Origin of the sequence: Fictibacillus aquaticus, from assembly GCF_002245695.1 — a bacterium.
GTDB lineage: Bacteria > Bacillota > Bacilli > Bacillales > Fictibacillaceae > Fictibacillus > Fictibacillus aquaticus.
Map to the genome: position 1 here is coordinate 343731 of NZ_NOII01000001.1, position 20674 is coordinate 364404.

Annotated in this window: 23 protein-coding genes and 1 tRNA gene; 6 read left to right on the forward strand and 18 right to left on the reverse strand. The window is 42.7% G+C overall.

The genetic code is table 11. The annotated features are described in order from the left end of the window. Positions 1-27: 27 nt before the first annotated feature. Positions 28-420, forward strand: coding sequence for a hypothetical protein (locus CGZ90_RS01820; protein ID WP_094250625.1), 393 nt, complete (start codon positions 28-30; stop codon positions 418-420). A 142-nt stretch (positions 421-562) separates the two neighbouring features. Here CGZ90_RS01820 and CGZ90_RS01825 read toward each other — a convergent pair whose 3' ends face one another. The 12 genes from CGZ90_RS01825 to CGZ90_RS01880 form a co-directional block, all read right to left on the reverse strand. Next, complete coding sequence (locus tag CGZ90_RS01825; protein WP_094250626.1) at positions 563-1747, reverse strand: DUF2515 family protein; 1185 nt, start codon at positions 1745-1747, stop codon at positions 563-565. Positions 1748-1837: 90 nt separating this feature from the next. Continuing rightward, the gene (locus CGZ90_RS01830; RefSeq protein ID WP_094250627.1) at positions 1838-2443 is read right to left on the reverse strand and encodes a DUF502 domain-containing protein; all 606 of its coding nucleotides are present in this window, start codon (positions 2441-2443) and stop codon (positions 1838-1840) included. 15 nt (positions 2444-2458) lie between these two features. Further along, positions 2459-3322 (reverse strand): D-amino-acid transaminase, encoded by an 864-nt coding sequence (dat, locus tag CGZ90_RS01835; RefSeq protein WP_094250628.1) that lies wholly within the window; start codon positions 3320-3322, stop codon positions 2459-2461. A 96-nt stretch (positions 3323-3418) separates the two neighbouring features. Then, positions 3419-5359, reverse strand: coding sequence for a phospholipase D-like domain-containing protein (locus CGZ90_RS01840; RefSeq protein ID WP_094250629.1), 1941 nt, complete (start codon positions 5357-5359; stop codon positions 3419-3421). Positions 5360-5611: 252 nt separating this feature from the next. Further along, a complete protein-coding gene (locus CGZ90_RS01845) occupies positions 5612-5866 on the reverse strand; it encodes a hypothetical protein (protein ID WP_094250630.1) in 255 nt (84 codons plus the stop codon). A gap of 40 nt (positions 5867-5906) precedes the next feature. Beyond that, positions 5907-6728 carry an ammonia-dependent NAD(+) synthetase gene (nadE, locus tag CGZ90_RS01850; RefSeq protein WP_094250631.1) on the reverse strand — a complete coding sequence of 274 codons (822 nt, stop codon included), beginning with the start codon at positions 6726-6728 and terminating at the stop codon, positions 5907-5909. A gap of 118 nt (positions 6729-6846) precedes the next feature. Next, entirely contained in the window at positions 6847-7215 is a 369-nt protein-coding gene (kapB, locus tag CGZ90_RS01855; protein ID WP_094250632.1) for a kinase-associated lipoprotein KapB, read from the reverse strand. Beyond that, positions 7215-7517 carry a hypothetical protein gene (locus CGZ90_RS01860; RefSeq protein WP_094251753.1) on the reverse strand — a complete coding sequence of 101 codons (303 nt, stop codon included), beginning with the start codon at positions 7515-7517 and terminating at the stop codon, positions 7215-7217. Before CGZ90_RS01860 ends, kapB begins: the two co-directional genes overlap by 1 nt. A 92-nt stretch (positions 7518-7609) precedes the next feature. Continuing rightward, a complete protein-coding gene (gene trhO / locus CGZ90_RS01865) occupies positions 7610-8533 on the reverse strand; it encodes an oxygen-dependent tRNA uridine(34) hydroxylase TrhO (RefSeq protein WP_094250633.1) in 924 nt (307 codons plus the stop codon). Between the two features lie 99 nt (positions 8534-8632). Beyond that, positions 8633-8707: transfer RNA gene (locus CGZ90_RS01870), tRNA-Arg, on the reverse strand. A gap of 70 nt (positions 8708-8777) precedes the next feature. Next, entirely contained in the window at positions 8778-9155 is a 378-nt protein-coding gene (locus CGZ90_RS01875) for a DUF2203 family protein (RefSeq protein ID WP_094250634.1), read from the reverse strand. A 96-nt stretch (positions 9156-9251) separates the two neighbouring features. Beyond that, positions 9252-9533 carry a hypothetical protein gene (locus tag CGZ90_RS01880; RefSeq protein ID WP_094250635.1) on the reverse strand — a complete coding sequence of 94 codons (282 nt, stop codon included), beginning with the start codon at positions 9531-9533 and terminating at the stop codon, positions 9252-9254. A gap of 429 nt (positions 9534-9962) precedes the next feature. On the opposite strand from CGZ90_RS01880, the gene CGZ90_RS01885 reads away from it, so the two are divergent. Beyond that, a complete protein-coding gene (locus CGZ90_RS01885; protein WP_094250636.1) occupies positions 9963-11414 on the forward strand; it encodes an amidase family protein in 1452 nt (483 codons plus the stop codon). Positions 11415-11446: 32 nt separating this feature from the next. Here the strand turns inward: CGZ90_RS01885 and ltaE are convergent, their stop codons facing one another. Together ltaE and CGZ90_RS01895 are read right to left on the reverse strand one after the other, a co-directional pair. Further along, the gene (ltaE, locus tag CGZ90_RS01890) at positions 11447-12481 is read right to left on the reverse strand and encodes a low-specificity L-threonine aldolase (protein ID WP_094250637.1); all 1035 of its coding nucleotides are present in this window, start codon (positions 12479-12481) and stop codon (positions 11447-11449) included. Between the two features lie 33 nt (positions 12482-12514). Next, on the reverse strand, positions 12515-13819 hold the full coding sequence (locus CGZ90_RS01895) for an MDR family MFS transporter (protein WP_094250638.1): 1305 nt from the start codon (positions 13817-13819) through the stop codon (positions 12515-12517). Between the two features lie 128 nt (positions 13820-13947). On the opposite strand from CGZ90_RS01895, the gene CGZ90_RS01900 reads away from it, so the two are divergent. Continuing rightward, entirely contained in the window at positions 13948-14232 is a 285-nt protein-coding gene (locus tag CGZ90_RS01900; RefSeq protein WP_094250639.1) for a YciI family protein, read from the forward strand. Positions 14233-14271: 39 nt separating this feature from the next. Here CGZ90_RS01900 and CGZ90_RS01905 read toward each other — a convergent pair whose 3' ends face one another. Together CGZ90_RS01905 and CGZ90_RS01910 are read right to left on the reverse strand one after the other, a co-directional pair. Beyond that, entirely contained in the window at positions 14272-14553 is a 282-nt protein-coding gene (locus CGZ90_RS01905) for a hypothetical protein (RefSeq protein WP_094250640.1), read from the reverse strand. Beyond that, positions 14546-15331: a class I SAM-dependent methyltransferase gene (locus tag CGZ90_RS01910; protein ID WP_094250641.1), complete on the reverse strand. Its 786-nt coding sequence runs from the start codon at positions 15329-15331 to the stop codon at positions 14546-14548. Before CGZ90_RS01910 ends, CGZ90_RS01905 begins: the two co-directional genes overlap by 8 nt. A 92-nt stretch (positions 15332-15423) precedes the next feature. Between CGZ90_RS01910 and CGZ90_RS01915 the strand changes: the two genes are divergently transcribed. The 3 genes from CGZ90_RS01915 to CGZ90_RS01925 all read left to right on the forward strand — a co-directional run bounded on the left by CGZ90_RS01915 (position 15424) and on the right by CGZ90_RS01925 (position 18740). Next, complete coding sequence (locus CGZ90_RS01915; protein ID WP_094250642.1) at positions 15424-17604, forward strand: MMPL family transporter; 2181 nt, start codon at positions 15424-15426, stop codon at positions 17602-17604. Positions 17605-17688: 84 nt separating this feature from the next. Next, positions 17689-18273, forward strand: coding sequence for a glycerol-3-phosphate 1-O-acyltransferase PlsY (gene plsY, locus CGZ90_RS01920; protein ID WP_094250643.1), 585 nt, complete (start codon positions 17689-17691; stop codon positions 18271-18273). 329 nt (positions 18274-18602) lie between these two features. Further along, positions 18603-18740, forward strand: coding sequence for a YjcZ family sporulation protein (locus CGZ90_RS01925; protein WP_094251754.1), 138 nt, complete (start codon positions 18603-18605; stop codon positions 18738-18740). A gap of 122 nt (positions 18741-18862) precedes the next feature. On the opposite strand, the gene CGZ90_RS01930 is transcribed toward CGZ90_RS01925, so the two are convergent. Together CGZ90_RS01930 and CGZ90_RS01935 are read right to left on the reverse strand one after the other, a co-directional pair. Next, positions 18863-19603 carry an exonuclease domain-containing protein gene (locus CGZ90_RS01930; protein ID WP_094250644.1) on the reverse strand — a complete coding sequence of 247 codons (741 nt, stop codon included), beginning with the start codon at positions 19601-19603 and terminating at the stop codon, positions 18863-18865. After that, positions 19584-20627 (reverse strand): DUF294 nucleotidyltransferase-like domain-containing protein, encoded by a 1044-nt coding sequence (locus tag CGZ90_RS01935; protein ID WP_094250645.1) that lies wholly within the window; start codon positions 20625-20627, stop codon positions 19584-19586. Before CGZ90_RS01935 ends, CGZ90_RS01930 begins: the two co-directional genes overlap by 20 nt. Positions 20628-20674 lie beyond the last annotated feature (47 nt).

Consider the following 20674-nt stretch of genomic DNA (forward strand, 5'->3'; position numbering starts at 1 on the left):
ATAGAGAAGTTTAATCGAGGTGATACAGTGTCAAACCGCAATAAAGACAGAAACTATCCTTATGGAGGCTACGATCCGTTTAAGACTCCATCAGCCAAACTGTTCGCTCAAAGTGTACCAGCGGATCCAGCAAGGCCTCCTTACCAGCCTTCAGCACCTGCATTTCCGCCGATGGCGCCATACGGTATGGGTTTTCAGCAGCAGATGCCTTTCCCAGGAGCAGGCCCTATGCCGATGCCTATGCCGATGCCGTTTCAGCAGCCAGGAATGTTCGGATTCCCTCAGAATCAGCAGCAATCATCGTTTCAAAATTTCCAGAAGCCGCAATCAAACTGGAACTGGGGTTCAACTCTTAGTGGAGCGAATCAAGTGATGGGGATCATGAAACAGCTCGGCGGCCTTGCTGCCTTTTTCAAATAAGCCGACAGTCCGGCTTATTTTTTTTGCATTACTAAAAGAAAAATTTTTTACCCATTAGGTGAATCGACTTCGTTAAAAGTTTGAGTGTTATATAAGTTCCACTATAGCGGACTTAAAACGCTGATGTCAGACAAGGTTTTCTTTATCCTTTATTTATCCATTCATGAGCGAGTACGGAGAGTTCTATTTTGTGAAGAGATGAAAAATAAGAATGATAGATGCCCTTCCATAACGGCTCACGAATAAATAAGCTGTCTTTAAAATCATCCATGCTTTGGTACCAGTCACTCTTTTGAATGCAAGGTCTTTCTCCTTCTGGCCAAACTTGAAGCAGCTGCGGGCTGAATAAAGGATGTGCGCCTTTTTTTAATTTGAAGAATCCAATTCTTTCTTTTCCGTAAGCTGTGCAATCGTGTTTTTTACTTGAAAATATTTCTCCGCAGAAGTCCTCTCTTGATCCTGTATGTTCCTTGCTTGACGCAAATTCATAGATGGAAGAGAATTGACAAGGCGAGAAAAGTATTTTGAACAATGCTCCGCCGAACTCCACTCGTTCCCTCCATGAGGAAAACCTTTTCGACTGAAGGCCATAAAGGCTCTTTCCTGCTGGAAACAGGATGTGTGTGAGATTCAATGCTTCCTGCCAATAAAAAGCTTTGGATTGCAGCACGTCGTGATAATAAGGCTGTTTTAACACGCGGTCTTCAATATAACGCTGTTCATTCAATATTAAAAAGAGCGGAAGGATTTCACGATTTTTGTTTGTGAAAAACATCTTCCAAACGGGCACCATTATTTTGGAAACTCCGAAAAAAGGGAGAAGATGAAACAAGTCCTTCTTCCTTTTTTTAGACTCCTCATAAACTAGCAATTGAGGAAAGGCATCATGAAATATCATATAATTGCTGTGTTCAAGCAAGAGAAACCATTTTCTTCTTGTTTTTTCATCCAGAAGCTTTGGAATAAGTTCCCCTTGCAGATCGGTCATGTAATAACCGGCATTGCGGGAAACCATGTGTGCAAGAAAAGACCATTTTATTTCTGTATGCTGGTGAAAAAACTGAAGATACGCATTTGTTCTTGTTAAGTTATTTAGGTTTAGTGCAAACGTGCGCTCCTTGATTTTTTTATATAGGGTAAAATCTTCGCAGGACAATAAAGAGACTGGCTGTGTCCTGACAGATGCTGCGAGGGCTGAAATCTGGCTGATAATGTCTGCTGGTACTTTCCACACCGATTGATTCGGCAGCCGCCTCTGGAGTGCCCCGGCCAAATGCCCAGATGGAATCATTGTCAGTTTGGGCAATGAGCGTTTATGATTACCCATCGGTATCCCCTCCAGATACCATTGTATTCACAGCAAATGAAAAACGCCCCGTATAAGAGGCGTTTTGGCAAAACATTAAAAACATGTAATTTATGATGCATTGTCATTCAAATGCTTTTTTTGCTGCTTTGTAGAAACACCGCCTGAAAGAAGAAACTTCATCGCTTCTTCAGGCTTGATATCTAAGATTTTAATCCGGTCTTTATGGACTAAAAAAGTGAAGCCGGCTATCTGAAAGGTTTGCGGTATATATACTGCAACATGGTCATTGAGCTCAGCTCCGAGTTCATCCATGTTTTCGGCAGTGACAAAGCCAATATTTTTCAGTCCTGTATCAGGATGCTCGATCATCACAACTGTCGAAAAAGACTTTTTCTCACCGATCAGCGAATGAATCGTATCTTTAATCACGCTGTAAACTGTCTTTACAAAAGGTATTTTCTCAAGCAGCCGATCTGTCAGCTTAATCACTTTCCCGCTTAAATATTGAGAGGAAAGCCAGCCTAGAACGGTAATCAGCAGCAATGTCGTCAGTATGCCGATGCCCGGAATATAATCGTTTTTCATACGTTCTTTCAGCAGTGTTCCTAAAATGCCATCAAGAAACTGAAAGACTTTTACAACGATGTATAGCGCAAGCACAATCGGCAAAGCCGTTAATAGACCGTTGACAAAATATTTTGCTATTGTTTTCATTCTTGCACCTTTTTCTTATATACTTTCAATAAATTCGCTTCCGTAAATCTTTTTCTTCAGACCGTTCTGAAGAGACCGTGTAATAGACCCTATCTGATACTCAGCATCAAGTTGGCCGGCTGCCTGTATGACAGGTGTCACTTCCATTGTTGTGCTCGAGATGAACACTTCATCTGCAGCCGCAAGATCTTTAACAGTGAACGGCTCTTCCTTTACTTCAATCCCTTTTTCATGAGCTATTTTTAATATTGCCTGTCTAGTGATCCCGTTTAAAATCAGGTTATTAGCAGGGTGTGTTTGAAGTACGCTGTCTTTTACAATATAAAGGTTAGAGGAAGAACCTTCTGTGCATGTGCCGTCTCTGTGCAAGATGGCTTCTTGGCAGTTATGATCAGCTGCCTGACGCTTTGCCATTGTGTTGCCGAGAAGGTTCAGGCTCTTAATGTCGCAGCGCAGCCAGCGGATGTCATCCGTCAAATATACACGAATTCCGTCTTGGTGCAGCTGTTCTGGCGGCTTCATCTCACGAGTGAATCCTGTTACGAGACACTTCATGTCACGTTCATAAAGATGATTGCGAGGGGAAGCCCCCCTTGTCATCTGCACGTATACCATTCCATCTCTCAAGCTGTTTTTTTCTATCAATCCTTCTGTCAGCTCTACAAAACGAGGAGCATCGAACGGGAGCTGCATCTCAAGCTTCGCTGCAGAGCTGATGAATCTCTCGAAGTGTTCGTTCATCGCAAACGACTTTCCACTGTATACAAACACAACTTCATAAATGCCATCTCCAAAGTTGTAACCGCGGTCTTCCATATCAATGGCTGCATCTTCTTTCCTGACATACTGGTCATGATACAATACAAATTCTTCACTCATGGCTGTCACCTCTTTATATGATATGTATGCAATGAAAGCTTTTTTCTACTTTATATAAAAAGCGGCTCCTTTGCAAGAGCCGCCATTAATGAAAGGTTATTGTACAGTTCCGCCAGCCTGCTGAAAACGAGCTAAAAACTCTTGCTTAAACTGATTCGTGATCGCTGCATCATGAATCCAAAGTGAGTTTTCATCGTTCACATCATTGCCGTTCGTACTCCAGTTAGTCGAACCGGTAATGACAGTCGGATCGCTGGACGTATCAGCATCTATAATCATATATTTATGATGGTGCTTCCTGACCTCTTTGTCGCTGTATACAGGAGCTGGATTCTTCCACCTTGTGTTCGGATTGTTTATGCTTGTCTGAGTAGCAGTCCTGCCGGTCATATCGACCGAAGCTGACCACCACATGTTCCAGTAGGAAGATTCAAACACTCCTTTTAGGTCAAAGCCGGTCAATGTCCCCTGCATGTCTGCAGGAGAGCCTTCCCATTTCATCTTTAACGCATCAACAAGCTCCTGGTCACTCCAGGCAAAAATGCTGAAATACGCATTGTTTTGAGCTTCATTCGTTACGGTTTGAACCATTTTAGGGACCGCATTGTCTCCCGGTGAAAAATAGATCTCCACCGTCCTTCCTCCGATTGTTAATGTGTGGGGCGTATTATCCGTTTTTCTCGAACCAAAGTTCGATACACCTGGATCTGGCACATTGGTACCGGACCCCCACATCTCTTCAAATTCGGTTTTGTAGATTGCGGCGAGCTCTGGAGAGTGAACTTCAACAGAATGATTCGTGTTTCCGTCCAGTATTCCGGCTGATCTGTTCTCGTCTGTTCCGTAAAGTCCTGAAGTAGTAAAGTTCCAGCTGCCGGTAAACACCCATTTCCCGTCGATGATCAAAAACTTGTTATGCATCTGGTCATCCGGAGAATAATAGCTGTTTGCCGCTTTTAACTCCCCATCTACCATGAAGTGCCCTGTCTGAGATGTGCTGCCGATTGTGACAGTCTTTGAAACGAAATCATTATATCCTTGCACAGGCAATCCCTGCTCTGAACGTTTAGTATCGTTTTCAACCGCAAACATCGCTGAATCTGAGAAGATCTCCGCATCATCTGATGTATTAAGCTGTCCATCGTTTCCTCTTATCAGCTTCTCCAGATACATACGCATCAGTTCATATCTTTCGTCATGCTCAGGATCGCTTGGCGGTTTGGCATCCGCCAATATTCTCACTTTAACTCCTGAAGCAGCTTTATCCATAAGTGCTTTAACAACGTTCGGCAGGTTGATTTCGTAAGTCGCCATGTCAATGGTCGCTGTGGCAGCATTTATCCGGTTGATCAATCTGTTTTCAAGGTTAATATGGTAATTGGCTTCGTTCCCTGGTGATGCATATTGCTCAAGTGCAGATTTATTAAAATAAATATTGATTGCACCCTCATTATTGTTCACTTGATTCAGCTGTTCAGCCTGTCCATTTGAAGTCATCTCCATGGAACCCGGACTGCCGAATCCCGTGTCATATGCGGTAGAGGATGTTTTCCAAGCAAATGGATCTGTACCTGCCAAAGTTATATCTTTGCGCACCATTGCCGCTCTGGAAGCTGCATCGCCTGCATGCCATTTGTCAATGGTATCTACAGCAGAATTTGAAGTGTTTGTGAGTGTCAGCGATTCCGCTGTATTCGACAAGGCACCTGTATAGATCTGGTCCGCTTTTACGCCTGTAACCGTATTATCATCGGTCCTTTCCAGCAAAAAGGTTTTTCCAGCTCCAATCGTACCGCTCAAGTTTATGGATGGTGTGCCGTCTGCTGATGCTAATTTCCAGCCAGTTAAATCTACAGGGGCATTTGTTGGATTATAAAGCTCAATCCATTCATCGTTGGCATCTGCCGTTGTTCCCATCCATGCAACTTCTGAGATGACTGGCCCATTCCCAGCTGCCTGTGCTTCAGGTGCGCTGACGCTGCCTGGTATAAGAACGGCTGCAGTTAAACAAACTGACAAAACATTTTTCCATTTCATGTGTTATGCTCCTTTTTCTTGCTAGGTTGGTAATTCCTCAAAAATCATAGCACAGAGCAAGAAAGCAAACGGTGTTAAATTGGATTTGTAAACAAAGTTAGGACTATGTAGCTGTAATCTGATGTCAGACGACCGAGTAAAAGGTTTTATTGCAAAAGTGATGTAAATTTTTTTAGAACTTTTGCTCTAATGACATTCTCCTATAATGAGCTTTAAAAAACGGCATGCCCCTTAAAGGCATGCCGTTTAATGTTAATTTAACTTTTTCACTTTCGTAACTTTATCGTTTGGGACAGTGACCAGATAAACCTTTTCATTTACCTTTACCTGAAAAGTGTCGTCATATTGTTCTTTCAGCTTTTCGTCGATCTCATATTCACCTTTGAAATATTCGCCGATCGCATTAATTTTTTCTTTTCGAACGTTTTCTCTATTAATGGTTTCATATACAAAGTACACAAGGAAAAGAGTTCCTAATGTGATGATTATTTTTGCCGTCCTGCTCAACTCAACACTTCCCCAATTCTTTATTCTATTTCTCCTGTTCTTATTTCCACCAATTATCCAGGATGCTTGGCGGCAGCTGGCGTTTATGCTCTGTTATTGCATAACGCTGCTCGATCTTTTCGCGCGCTTCATTGGATACTTCCCTGCCTTCAAGAAAGTCATCGATTTCTTCATACGTGACTCCGAGCGCCGTTTCATCTGGCAGAAGGGGCTTATCATCCTCAAGGTCGGCAGTCGGCACCTTCAAATACAAGCGTTCTTCTGCACCGAGTTCCTTCAATAATTCACGGCCTTGTCTCTTGTTCAATCCGAACAAAGGCACGATGTCGCATGCCCCGTCACCGTGTTTCGTAAAAAAGCCAGTAACTGCTTCAGCAGCATGGTCAGTTCCGATAACAAGACATGAAAAAGCTGCGCCGATGTCATATTGCACCTTCATTCTTTCACGAGCCTTCACGTTCCCTCTCTGAAAGTCAGTCAAGGATTTCCCGGTTGCTTCTGTAAAACTTTGAACAGAAGCATCTACTGCAGGCTTGATGTTTACTGTAAATGTTTGGTCGGGTTTGATGAACGCAAGAGCACGCTGTGCATCTTCTTCATCCTTTTGTGTGCCGTAAGGAAGGCGCACAGCATAAAATTGAAAGTCTGAACCGTGCTCTTTACGAAGTTCTTCAGCTGCCAACTGTGCCAGCCTGCCGGCTAGAGTTGAATCCTGTCCTCCGCTAATACCGAGGACGAAGCCTTTAGCTCCCGCCTTTTTTACATAATTTTTAAGAAACTCAATCCGGCTTCTGATTTCTTGTTTTGGATCGATCTCTCGCTTCACGCCCAAGTCTTGAATGATTTGCTTTTGCGCACTCATGATATTACCGCCTTTCATAGTATGGTTTTGTTTTAACAAGCCTTTATCATTGCTGCCAATAATCTATGTAAGGATTCATTACACACAGTCAAAAGTGTACTAAATAGACGGGATATAATCAAGAAAGCTTATAATCTTTTCTAAGCTCGTTCAGACAGATAATGGATTTGTCCGCAAAGTCTGTTTTCTCGGCTTCAAGCTGTACGTATAACTGTTGCATTGCTTTTTCAAGTGATGTTCGGTAATCTGGCAGCTCACCTTCATATGGACTGACAGTATGTTCAGGAACCCAAGTACGCTCTCCATAACTCAGCGCCTTTCTTTCCTGAAAGAAAGGGACATCAGCTTGCTTAGGGTGATGAAGATCCCCCTGCATCGGATGTTTAATGACAGCAAGTACTTTGATTAAAGCCCGTCCGTTCTTAACCTCTTCTTTTTCACCAATATATGCACCCGTCTTATATTGGGCTTTCACGATCGGCTTCATTACTTACCAGCCTTTCTGCTTGCTTCAGAAACAGCAAAAGCAAGCTCTTCATTTCCGAAAAGCGATAACACAGCTGCAGCGGTGCTCGCTTCGATCATCTCTGCTTCTTCTTTTGGCACCGTCTGTTCGAGCATGTGCAGTACATAATCATTTCCTGTCTGATCAGGATATACTGACAAATATAATGCTTTGGGGTCTAGATCATTATTGACACACCACTGCGCGAACACGAGGATCATCATCCCTTCGTCTTTCTTATAATTCTCGATGATCTGTTCAGTCATGTTTTCCTTCATATCCATATCCATTCACCTCTCCATCCTCAGTTTAACATGAGAGGGAAAATGAAGGGGTATAATTAATTAAATAGAAAAAAACCAGCATATGCTGGTTTTTATGATTGAGTGCTTTTCAGTTCTTCTTGAAATCTGTTTCTTGGATGTTCGCGGCACTCGTCTGTGCATGAGCGTTTAACTTTCGGCTCACATTCCTCGCAGCACACGTGCTGACGATTGCATTCAGGATTCGCGCAATTTACATAACGGTCTTCTGTTTTGCCGCAATAATAGCATTTAGCTATTATTACGTCTTCTTCTGTCCTGTTGACAGGAACAGAGATGCGCTCATCAAACACATAACATTTTCCATCCCAGAGACGTCCTTGCACATCTTCATCCTTGCCGTACGTTACGATTCCGCCTTCAAGCTGAGAAACATCTGTAAAACCTTCCTTGAGCAGGAAACCTGAGAATTTTTCACAGCGTATACCGCCTGTGCAGTACGTTAAGATCTTTTTGTCTTTATGATCAGCCAGGTTTTCTCGCACCCATTTTGGAAAATCTCTAGATGCAGTAACTTCAGGACGGATCGCTCCTCTGAAATGGCCGATATCGTATTCATAATAGTTACGTCCATCGATCACGATAACATCTTCCTGCTGAAGCGCTTCGTAAAATTCTTTCGGCTTCAAACGTTTGCCTGTCGTAACGTTCGGGTCTACATCATCTTCCAGACGCCATGTTACGAGCTCTTTTTTGTGGCGGACAAACATCTTTTTGAAAGCATGCTCTTCCACTTCATCGATTTTATATACCATGTCAGCAAAACGGGAATCACTCTTCATATGGTCCATATAAGCTTCCGTTTGTTCGAAAGTTCCTGAAACCGTTCCGTTTATTCCTTCGCCTGCTACAATAATTCTTCCTTTTAATCCAAGTTCTTTACAGAATTTCAAGTGTTCGTCCTTGAATGATTCAGCATCTTCAATCGGTACATACTTGTAATAAAGAAGAACTCGATAAGGCATTTTTTCTGTCATCTTAATCACCAACCTGCAACGTTAGTATTTTTTTACAAATAAAAAACCACCGGAATTTCCCGTGGCCTATGCCTCATGAATCGGCAATACATTATTTTTTGGCGCGCCCACCAGGATTCGAACCCAGAATACGAGAGCCGAAATCTCGTGTGATATCCATTTCACTATAGGCGCTTGCTGCCGTCACGAGTAATATCATATCTAATATTTGCCGTTTTAGCAAGTGTTTTTCAAAAAACTTTTATTAATTGATCAGGCTGACACATTCTTCCGTTTCTTTGCTGTTTTCAAGATATGACATGACTGTCGGCTCATCAGGCGTCCATCTGAAAAACCCTTCTTTTCCATTAAAGATAGCCGGAAACCGGATAACTGCCGCTTCTAGATCTTCAAACAATACGCCAAAAGACAGGATATTGTGTATGCAGTGTTCAGCTTGCATTTCCATTACGCGAAAATGTTCTTCCCAGTATTCAGCATCATCTTCGGTTAAATAAAGCTGCATACCTTGAAACTCCTCGTAATCTTTTTCGAAGAGATATTGAATGTTCTCTAATGTTTCCAGTTCCCTCGAAATAACTGGCAGAAGCTGGTTTGCTTCTTCAAGAGTAAATACTTTCATTCAGCTAACAAACCCCCGTAATCTATAGCACTTTCATTATTATACCAAGCAGTTTCCATCTTAGCACGAAAAAACCCTTTGGAATGCTCCAAAAGGTCAGCTAGTCTGGTATTGTTTTACGTGATTGTTCATATCAAGATAGAATGTGCGTACAGTCTCATCTTCGAGCAGCTCACAAAAATCACGACGGTATTCAGAGCATCTTAAGATCTGAGTGACCATATCTTCTGATCCTTTTGCAAGGAGAAGCTTAAGTGTCAGTGCTTTATCGCGTTTGGATTTCAAATGAAATTTTGTGATAAAAAGCATGATTCTATCATTTTCCGTAAACTCCTGCTCTTTTCTCTTTTTGAGTGAAATGCGAGATACTTTTTTCATAGTTTGCACTCTCCTCTTTAAACTTGTTATCACCATTATTATTCAGCAATTCGTGAAATATACTTGTCCTCGTTTAAAAAACTAGTTTTTCTTTTTACGAGATTGCAGAGTGTGAGGCAAATGCACTGCCCCATCAATGAATGAACATTTTTCAACAAGTCCGATCCAAGCAGGTTATTTCTGAAAGAAACCTTGGCTGATGCCTTGCCTTTGTGTCAGCCTCGATTGACCTTATACTTTATTCCTAACTTTTTAACAACACTGAACAGTTCCCTGTTAAAAAGTTATGGTTCCACAATAAACTTGAACAAAATTTTCGTCTGTGAAAATGGTCCTGATTTTTAATTTCTGCATATCGTTTGAAAATTCCTTTTTTTGTGACACATTATTATAATAAGAATGTGCTTTTTTATTTGAGGAGGTAGTTTTATGGGGGAAACCAAAGAATTGTTGCTTGAAGAAGCTACAATTGATCACTTTCAAGCCCTTTTTGCCGAAGGAAGGCTGACTTCAAAGGAACTTGTCATGTACTATCTGCAAAGAATCGCGGAATTCGACCAGTCGGGGCAAAAAATTAATTCAATCCTCGAGATTAACCCTGATGCAATTTTCATAGCTGAAGCGATGGATCGAGAACGAGCAGAAGGAAAGGTGCGCAGTCCTTTTCATGGGGTGCCCGTTCTAATAAAAGATAATATTAATACTGGAGATCATATGCATACTTCAGCGGGTTCTCTCGCCTTAAAAGATCATTTTGCAGAAAAAGACGCCTTTTTAGTGTCATTGTTACGAGAAGCAGGAGCTGTTATTATCGGAAAAACAAACATGACCGAATGGGCGAACTTTATGGCTTATGACATGCCTGACGGGTACAGTTCCAGAGGAGGTCAAGTCATAAATCCCTACGGCGCAGAGATGGATGTGAGCGGATCAAGCTCTGGTTCTGCTGCTGCTGTTGCCTCAAACTTTTGTGCAGCTGCTGTAGGGACCGAAACGTCCGGCTCCATACTTTGTCCGGCAGCACTTAACAGCATAGTCGGCATCAAGCCGACAGTGGGACTTCTTTCAAGAAACGGAATCATCCCGATCTCAACATCTCAGGACACAGCGGGTCCGATGGCCAGAACCGTCAAGGATGCTGCGCTGCTGCTTGAATTGCTTTCTGCCAAAGATATTGCTGACCCGGCAACATGGAAGCAGCCAGAACTGCATGATTATGCTTCCAGTTTGGAGACATCTTCTCTTGTCGGCCTTCGGCTGGGAATCAGCGAAAGCTTTTTTTACAAAGATCTAAACGAATCTCAAAAAAATCTGTTTACCCGTACTCTTGAACTTCTTGAACAAGAGGGCGCGGCAATAATCAAACTGAACGAAATTTCTCCGCTTGAGAACGAAAAGTCGGACTATCAGGTTCTTGTGCACGAGTTTAAATCAGGAATTAACTCTTATTTGAGCAGCTCGGGAAGCATGCTTCGTAATTTGAAGGATATTATCGATTATAATATCGCCCACGCTGATGAATGCCTTAAACATGGACAAGAACTGCTTCTGGACAGCGAAAAGACCTCAGGTACGCTCGCTGACAGCGATTATTTGAAATGCCGTCTGAACGATATCCTAAAATCTCAGAAACACGGGATTGATAAAGCTCTGTCCGAGCATAACCTGGATGCGATTGTGTATCCAACAGAACAATGGTACGGCATACCTGCAAAAGCCGGTTACCCTTCTGTTTCGGTTCCAGCTGGATTTGAGAACAACGGCACTCCGTTCGGCATCTCGTTTTGCGCAGAAGCATTCTCAGAGAAGAAACTCATTCGCATTGCTTATGCGTTCGAGCAGGTGACGCATCACAGGAAGGCTCCTCTCTTCAAAAAATAAATAAATTTTCTTATAAAAAAAATCCAGACAGCTTATGCCATCTGGATTTTCTTTATTTTATTGACCGCTGCAATTGCTTTTTCAATATCTCCTCGGTTTACATCATAATGGGTTGTGAAACGAATGATATTCTCGCCAAAGCCGACAGCAAGCAAGCCTTCACTTTTTAAATCCGCTATAAATGCTTCGTTCGTGGTTTCCCATGCAGAAATATCAATAAGTACAATATTCGTATCAACAGAGTTTATCACTTTGAGACCTTTTATCTGCCGAAGTCCTTGAGCCAGGAACTGCGCATTTTCATGATCTGTCCGAAGTCGCTCTGTCATTTTAGTCAGCGAGAGGATTCCAGGTGCAGCCAGTATGCCCGCCTGCCTCATCCCGCCGCCTAGGCGTTTGCGCCATTTCCTGGCCTTTGTAATGACTTCCGCACTGCCCGCAAGTATGGAGCCGGCTGGCGAACCAAGACCTTTTGACAAACAGACCGAAACAGTATCGCACCAGGAAGCCAGTTCATCAATGGAACAGTTAAGCGCTGCAGCTGCATTAAAAAGCCTGGCACCGTCAAGATGTACCTTTATTCCGGCATCAGCTGCTGTCTTATAAATTCGTTTCATATTTTCAAGAGGCACAGCCGCTCCCCCGGCACGGTTATGTGTGTTTTCATAACATACCAGACTTGTATCAGGAAAGTGAATGTCATTGCCTCTGATCGCCTTCTGAAGCAATTCCTCGCTTATCGAGCCTTTATTTCCTTGAACGGTTCTTGTCTGAACACCAGCCAGAGCTGAGACGGCACCGCCTTCATAATAGAAAATGTGAGAATCGCTTTCGAGGATAATTTCATCACCCGGTGCTGTCTGAGACAAAACAGCTAGCTGATTTCCCTGCGTTCCGCTCGTCACAAATAATGCCGCTTCTTTGCCAAGCAACGCTGCTGCCAGCTCCTCAAGCCTGTTTACGGTCGGGTCTTCACCGTAAACGTCGTCACCTACTTCCGCATCATACATAGCCTGCCTCATTTCAGCTGTTGGCTTTGTCACTGTATCGCTCCGTAAATCTATCATTTGGCACCTCCATATATGAATATCCTTTTACTATTATACACTTTCTGCACTTTCTTTTTTTGAACCCTTCATCTTATCCTTAGCTTCAGATGCCCATCGATCCAGCGACAAATAAATGAAGCCGGCTATAAGACACCCTGCTCCGAGGACTGTCAGCAGCATGTGACCCAGCTTTTCATCCATTAAGAAACCGGCTAATATGGGACCAATCGCCCCTCCTGCTATCCATTGCAGACTTGCTGCACCCATATATGTTCCTCTTAAGTGCTCAGGTGATATGTTGGCAACAAACGTCATCTGAACAGGTGAAAGAAGCATCTCGCCCAGCGTATACAATCCGTATATGACAAGCAGCACAGCAAGTACTGTCCAAAAAGAGGCTTCATAATCATGAAAAACCAATGGCAGCCAGCCCACCGCTATGAGGCCGAAACCGAAAAACAGCGATCCGTACAGCATGACTTTACCGAGCTCCCTTGTTGATGCCCATCTTGATATTGCGAACTGAAAAACGACAACAAGAGTTCCGTTGAACGCCATCAAATAAGGATAAGGATTCTGAGCAGGGGACAGATGCGTCATTTGCTGATCAAAATGAAGCGGCAGCATGCCTTCTGTCTGGGAAAATCCCATTGAAAAAACGATCCCTGTAATAATAAACAAAAAGAGAATTTTATCTTTGAATAGAACTGCAAAAATGGACGGAAGCTCCTCATCGACACTTCTATCTTCTTTTTGATGGATATTTGCACCTTTTTTAGGGAGAGTTTCTGTTATGAACACGGCAACTATTATCGTGTAAACAAAAATAGTTGAAGCACCTATGATAAATACAGCTGTTTTCGACAGGATAACGATGGACGCCCCCAGAAGCGGCCCGATTGCTGCTCCGATATTATGACCCATACGCAGGAGCCCAAAAGCCTCTGTCCGACCCGCTTCATCTGTAACATCCGCAACCATTGCGGAAGCAGCAGGATGGAAGAGCGAATTAAACAGCCCAAAAAGCCATGACAAGATAAGAAAAGGAACAAATCCCTCAAAGAAGATAAAACCTGTCATCACCAGTCCGTTACCGAGCATAGAAACGATCATCACCGGTTTTCGGCCGTATTTATCAGCAAGCCTCCCGCCGATCAGCGAACCTAAAACTCCCGCTAACGGACCCATCGCCATCACGATGCCGATCTGCCAGAAATGATCTACTTTATCCTTCATATAAAGTGCAAAAAACGGCATCAGCATCATCATAGCGATCCCGTTGATCGACTCTCCTATAAACCTGATCCAGATGTTGCGGTCCATCTTCCGATAAGCGTTAATCGTGTTTTTCCACATATTCGTATCCTCGTTTTCAGAAATAATTGAATCACTTCCATTATCTCACAGTTGAAAAAACAGCACTATCGCATTTTTCATTTCATTAAGATACAATGGTGATGCCAAAAAATAAAGGAGCTGAAAAAATGAATTATTATGCAGTCTATCTTCCGATGAAGGATGAAGAAAAAAGCGCAAAATACCGCGGTGAACACCTGGCATACCTTGAAGATTTATACAGCAAGGGAAGTATTCTTACATACGGCCGCTTCGGTGATGGTTCCGGCGGCCTTGTCATTTACAGAGCCACTAATCTTCAGAGCGCTCAAGAGCTTGCTGCAGGCGATCCTTTTATCAAGACAGGGGCTAGAGATATGGAGATTAAAGAGTGGATCTTAAACGAGAACACGCTCACTAATTTTCAAGCATAAATAAACGGCCGCACCGAAAAGTTCTTGTGCGGCCGTTTTTTATGTGCTTTTTTCTTCAATATAGCGGATAAACCCTTCCCTTGCACCCTCATTACGGATCAGACGGGTGATTGAGTCGGCATTTGACAGCGGACCATCCTTTTTCAGCCCTTCTATCACACCCTTCTTTTCAGGATCGTGACAAAGCACGATAAACCATTCCTGCTTTTCAAGCTCTTTCAATGCGATTTCTGGATTCTTGTCAGGAATGCGGAGCACATGTTTTTTGATCCCCTGTATAATCATAGCCACTGTCAGGATAATTAAAAAAATACTAAACATGAGCGCTCCTCTTTTCTAACGTTCCGAACCAAAACCTCGAAGACCGCGGGATCACCTTAAATCCAAATTTTTTAAACAAAGGACTTGCCCTGTTCTCCTTCAGTACGACACGCTCTTTTGCTACTCTTTTCGCTTCGTTAATCGCTTCAACTGTCAGTAATGAATACGAAGCAACTTGCTTTAATCCGCTAAGACCTGCAGACGTTTGAATGGATTGTTCAAACATCGGATCAAAATATACGATATCATAGCTTGAATCAGGCAAGCTTTTCAGCACGTCAAGATGGTGGCCGCCCTGAACTTCAATCCGCCTCATCGCTTGATCCATTTCTTTCAAGCCCGTTTCCCAAATTGAAAGTCCTGATTTAACGATCATCCTGACTGCGGCGCTTTCTTCTATTCCAGTCACTTTCCCTCCTGCTCCTATGGCAAGACTCGCAATTGTACTGTCAGAAGCAAGGCCAAGTGTGCAGTCGAGGAAAGAACTTCCCTTCTTAAGCCCGGCTGCTGAAACAAGAGGATCACCTTCTCCTCTCAGCCACTGTTTGGCGCGAAACATAGATGAATTAGGATGGAAGAAGAAAGGCTCATCGCTATGCAGCGGATGATACACGGTTTTGTTCTTGCCGATCATCACAATGTCTTGAGCGTATTTTTCTTTTAAAGTTTGAATGGAGTCATTGCCTCTTCTGACAAATTTCGCTTTCATCTCAGCGGCTGCAGTGCGTGCTTTTTCTGTTAATGATGCATCAAATTTCCCGGCAGTTGTTACTATCATTGAATTTATCACCTAAATATTTTTTATTGTTCATTTGCATATCACACGAAAGCTTTTTAAAATAAGGAAATACAGGAAACGGGAGGAATAGTATGAAAAATAAGGCTGCTCAATTTAATTTCGGCAAAACCGTTTTTGCATTTCGCAAGTATATTATAACCTTTTGGGTGCTCTCAGCGCTCCTTTTATCATTGTTTGCCGCCCGCCTCCCTTCTGTACTTACTGGAAGCGGCTTTAAGATGGACGGTTCCTTTACCAAAACTGAAGACATTCTGCAGGAGAAATTCGGACGCCCCAAGTCTTCTGTGATTATTGTGTTTGAATCAAATAAACATGTTCCTGAAGATAAAGAGTACATAGAATTTGTCAAAAAAACGATGGACCGCTTAGAAGGTGTCTCAGATGCCGTTGAGTTCCGTTCACCATTCAGTGATCCGAAAAACATGTTTAAAGGATCGATTGCTTACGCCACGATCGGGTTTGATAAAAGCTTTGACGATGTACAATCCTCATTAGCAGAAATAAAAAGCAAAATAAAGAATGAGAACGGCATGACTGCGACACTTACTGGCGGACCCGTTATCGCCGATGACATGAACACTGCGAGTCAGCGGGATCTTGCCCGTGCAGAAGCAATCGGCATACCTGCAGCACTCGTGATCCTTCTATTCGCGTTTGGCGGTCTTGCTGCAGCAGCCCTGCCTATCGTGATCGGCTTGATCAGTGTTGTCTGTTCGCTTGGCATGCTTTATCTGTTTAGAGGCGATGCCGGATTATCTATTTTCATCCTGAACGTCGTTCCGATGATCGGCCTAGCACTCGGCATTGACTTTGCGCTTTTGCTCGTAAATCGTTTCCGTGAGGAACTGCATAAAGGAGTTGAAAACGCGGTTATCATTTCGGTAAAAACAGCTGGCCGTTCGATTGCTTTTTCAGGACTTTGTGTCTTTTTAGGTCTCTCAGGCATGCTTCTAATCGATATTGATATTTTTAAAACCGTAGCTGTAGGAGGCATGGTCGTTGTCGTCCTTTCCGTCATAGCTGCCGTCACATTTCTTCCCGCACTGCTCGGTGTTTTAGGGTCCAGAATCAACGCGCTGAAAATCATAAAAATTCAGCCGCAACGTAAAAGTGTATGGCATTCGTTCGCAGCCTTTGTGATGAAGCGGCCTGCGGTCATGGCGATACTAGCCGTGTTGCTGCTTTCTCTTGCAGTCGTTCCTATACGCGGACTGGAACTGTCAATTCCAGAGGCCGAGGCGCTGCCGGAACATTATGATTCGCGGAAAGCGTTCGAAAAATTCGAGAGTACGTTTGGTAAAACTGAGCTATATCCGGTAATTTTCGTTGTCCAAAATAAGAATGAATTTTTAAAAGACAAAAAATCTCTTTCAAATCTTGAAGATTTACACTCTGAGATATTGAAAGACAACCTTGTAAACCGCTCAGAATCTATCTTCACTTATGCAGACAGCACTGAGAGCCTTTATACAGCTTATCAGACACCAGCTGGGAAAAATAAGCTGAGACCAGCAGTCAATCAATTTATTTCCGGAAACACATCATTGTTTTATGTATACATCAACAAAAGCGTTACAGGAAAAGAAGCTCATACGTTTGCAAGAGAATGGGAAAAAGATTACAAGGATTTAAACGTTACGATCGGAGGAGTATCTAAGTTTAATCAGGAAATATTTGATGAGATCGTCCACAAGATGCCTTACGGTCTAGCCGTCGTTCTCTTAACTACCTTTTTCATATTGATGGCTGCTTTCCGATCCTTGTTCATCCCTTTAAAAGCCATATTGATGAACATACTAAGCCTTAGCGCTACGTTCGGCATACTAGTGTGGATTTTCCAGAGCGGCCATGTTTATGAACCTTCAGACATCGCTCTCATGATTCCTGTATTTACGTTCGGCATCGTGTTTGGCCTAAGCATGGACTATGAGGTTTTCTTGATATCCAGGATACAGGAAGTTTATCAGGAAACAGGTGACAATAACAAAGCAACACTTCTCGGTCTTACATCCACTTCCAAGATCATTACTTCTGCAGCAGCGATTATGATCGTTATCACCGGCTCTTTTGCTTTTACAGATGTGATGCCAGTTAAACAGATCGGCATCGCCATTGCCTTAGCGATTCTGCTTGATGCGACCATCGTCAGGATGGTTCTCGTCCCTTCGCTCATGAAGCTTTTAGGAGATTACAACTGGTGGCTGCCGTTTGCTAAAAAGACTGCCAGAAAGCAAGAGCACACACCGCAATAAATACATTTGAAAAAATTCAATAGGAATTGTCCGGTGAATTTCATATAATAGTTATACTAGTTCGTTTTAATTTAGGGGGATTTTATGGAAAACGCGTTAATTCTTATTGCGTCATATTTGCTCGGAGCCATCCCATTTGCCCTCATTGTAGGCAAATGGGGGTATGGGATTGATATACGCAAACACGGCAGCGGGAATCTCGGGGGTACGAATACGTTTAGAACATTAGGAAAAAAGGCAGGTTTTATTGTATCGGCTGCTGATGTCCTGAAAGGCACACTTGCTGCCGCCCTTCCGTTTCTGCTGCAAGTGGACATGCACCCTCTTGTAGCCGGAATACCAGCTGTGATCGGCCACTGCTATCCAATATTCGCAAAATTTAAAGGTGGAAAAGCGGTCGCGACATCCGGCGGCGTTCTTCTTTTTCATGAACCTGTTATTTTCATGATTCTTGTCGCTGTATTTTTCTTATCACTGTATCTAACGAAATATGTATCACTATCATCCATGATCGCCGGCGTCTTTTCAGTAATTTTCAGCGTGATTCTGACAGACGATAAGCTGACCGTCATCCTCATGGCCGGATTTGCTTTGTTTTTGTTTTACAGGCACCGGGCAAACATCGTCAGGATTTATAAAAAAACAGAACCTAAAGTAAAATGGATTTAAAAAGCTCCCTCATCAGGAGCTTTTTTTAATTTTTCCAGAATGGGGTACGGTACTTTTTCGCAGTTTCGGCTTATAAACTTGAAGTTCATCGTAACGTACCGTACCCCATATTTTCAGCTTTTCTCTAAAAATAGGCTTTTCCCCCAGAAAGGTACAGGCGATTTCACTAAAAACTCCGCATCTGTCCCGGGTCAACAAGGCGTGTACCTACATATGTTGTATTGTGCTTATCACCTATACTTACACATTTGGAGGGACAGAAAATGGATAACAAGAAAATGAATATGCCTTATGCCGGTGAGAACATGAAGCCGGTTGCAAATATGCCGATGTATCATCATCATCATGGTCACCACTGCGGCGGATATGGTGGCGGATACGGCTGCGGTTTCACCATTATCGTTGTACTCTTTATTCTGCTCGTCATCATCGGTGCCACTGTTTACTGCAAAGAAGATGACTGCTAATTTCAGTTAAGTTAATTTCTTAATTGACAGCACGATACAGACAAAATCTGAAGATCTTGTAATATGTATAGAGGCTGTCGTAAAAGCATGATGCTTTTACGACAGCCTCTTAACTTTTGCTTTTACACAAGCAATCTATGAAAATCATTAAGCGTCCTCACTGACCGTTTTTCACATTCATCTAAAATGTGTTTCCATAAGCATATCGCACCTTCCGTATCCCCTTCAGCTGTATGACGATTGTTGATTTTAATTGAAAAATATTTAAGAGCATCATCGAACTCATTGAACTTTCGTCCGCTGTAAAGACGCTCTAAGATCAGCTTCATATCAAGTGCAGGATTCGTGAGCCTCCGTCTGATTGTTTTCCAAAGGTAATGGTTTATAAAAGCTATATCATGTGAGATATGGTAACCGACGATGAGGTTTGATTCTAAGAGCGAAAGCAGCTGCGGCATAATTTTTTCAAGAGCCGGAGCCTCTGCGAGCATCTCTTCAGTTATTCCAGTAAGTTTTTTTATATCCTCAGACAGAGCTCTATCTAATTTCACATGTGTAGACAACCTGTCTTCTTCTTTTATGCCTGTAAGACGCACGGCACAAACAGAGATGATTTCATCACCAAGTTCAGGCCTGAATCCTGTTGTTTCAGTATCAAGCACAATGACCGGCAGTTTGTTTAGCATCGTGGTTTTTTCTTTATTCTTCTTGGCGTTTTCTTTCATCACGGCCCTCAGCCATGCCTGATTGGATAAATCCTGCTGCCTCCCGCCGGCAATTTGCTCTCGTTTTAAACCGAATGACAGCAGCTGATTCATCCATTGTTTAAAAGCCCCGTTCTCATTATTGCTGGAATGCTTCATGCCTGCCTCCCCTTTTCTTTACATGGGATTGCAGCCTTTGCACGGTTCTCATTGCTTTTTTTAGACTACCGAGCTGCTTTTTCGTCAGATCTTCAATCGCAATAAAGTCGTGAATTTCTTCATCAAATTGAAACAAAGTGCTTTGCCTTAGCCTAAAATATAAAAGTATATCTAAAGCAGCAGACAGTTCCTGCGAAAAGGACTCATCTATCGCCCCGCATCTCCTCAACTCATCAAGTCTGCAATAACTGTTCACAGCTCCAATTCCATGCAAAAGACTCAAATATTTCAAAGCAATCACGAGCGGTGCATACACCCCTGCTTTAATATTAAATTTCCCAGCAAAAGAACCATAACGCTCAACGTAAATTCTGCCGAATGGACCGATGGGAACTTGCAGGCCTGCAGCTGCTGCCTTCATTTTCACTTGCAAGTCTTCCTTTTGTTTGATTTCTGATATAACTTTCTCCCTGAAAGAAAACAGCAGTGATTCATTGCCGTATAGCGGAACAAGATCCAAAAGAATGAACACATACCTCACGTCTTTAAACAGCTCATCTATAGGACGAGAGTGATTGATATGACCCACAGAAAATTTCCATCTCGGATTGGTTGCCATCACGTTTCCTGTGCATAGAGGGTAGCCTGCTTTCAATAAGCTTTGGATCCCTGCTGAACTAAATTCATCAATATCGAACCCCAGCTTTTCATCTGTATACAATAAGCAATTGTCCTGGTCTGTTTTAACCGTCTGCTCCTCCCTCGCGCCGCTGCCCATCATCCCCCAGCAAAAAGAACCATCTTTATCTATACCTTGATCTTTCGCAGCCAGTTCAAGAGCTTTTGATTTTAATAAAACGTGCAGGCTGTTGATTTCCTTAAATATGTTCCTCATATGAGAAAAAGTGAGTTCTGGAAAAACATATTTTACTTGCTGGTCAATCAATTTATGGCAATCTATTAATTGACTTGTACTTTCTGCACCGTTTATGTCCCGAATCAATTTTTCCAGTCTCATTCTCATAACGAATCTCCTTAAAAAGCCAGATTGAACGATATCAATCTGGCATG